Genomic DNA, 716 nt, shown 5'->3' with positions numbered 1-716 from the left:
TTTCACCAAGATCGTGCGATTTAATCATTTTAAACACTTCGCACCATGAGCTATACTCTTTCAAACTTTGAGTGAGGAGCCTAGTTATGCACACACTAACAGCAAATGATGCTAAACGAAATTTTGGTGAACTTCTTCTAAGCGCACAGCGCGAACCTGTCATCATCAGCAAAAACAGTAAGAATACTGTCGTTGTCATGTCCATTAAGGACTTTGAAGAACTTGAAGCCATGAAACTCGATTATCTCAAACACTGCTTTGAGTCTGCTCAGAAAGACTTAGATAGTGGCAAAACCGTCGATGGTGCCGCTTTTCTAAACACCCTTTGATTGAGCGTTTACCTCAATATGCAAAATAAACAATATAAGCTCAGCCAATTAGCCCAAGAGCACTTACTCAAGATTAAACACTACACTATTGAAAATTTCGCTGAAACGCAGTGGCAAAAATATAAGTCGACCTTGCTTTCAGGTTTCCAAACTCTAGCGGATAACCCAGGACTAGGAAAAAGCTGTGAAGATATTTACCAAAATGGTTTTTACTTTCCAGTGGGGAAACACATGGCTTATTACACCAAAGAAGCAGACTTTATTCTCATTGTTGCAGTATTAGGGCAATCACAGCTGCCCCAAAAGCATCTCAAACACTCACGCTTTGTTTCTTAGTCTACGATTGCAAACTAACGCCCGCCTAAGGGTCTGACAACGCATTACCAC

At 40.6% G+C, this 716-nt stretch carries 2 protein-coding genes; both read left to right on the top strand.

The features are described 5' to 3' along the window. The first annotated feature begins 86 nt into the window (after positions 1–86). Entirely contained in the window at positions 87–329 is a 243-nt protein-coding gene (locus GOU96_RS17955) for a type II toxin-antitoxin system Phd/YefM family antitoxin (RefSeq protein WP_000557291.1), read from the top strand. Between the two features lie 18 nt (positions 330–347). Beyond that, positions 348–665: a type II toxin-antitoxin system RelE/ParE family toxin gene (locus GOU96_RS17950; protein ID WP_001180246.1), complete on the top strand. Its 318-nt coding sequence runs from the start codon at positions 348–350 to the stop codon at positions 663–665. The last annotated feature ends 51 nt before the right edge of the window (positions 666–716 follow it).

The organism is Vibrio sp. R-1, assembly GCF_035615595.1.
Taxonomy (GTDB): Bacteria; Pseudomonadota; Gammaproteobacteria; order Enterobacterales; family Vibrionaceae; genus Vibrio; species Vibrio cholerae.
Note: the sequence above shows the minus strand (reverse complement) of the source record. Positions and strands in the feature narration are given on the sequence as shown.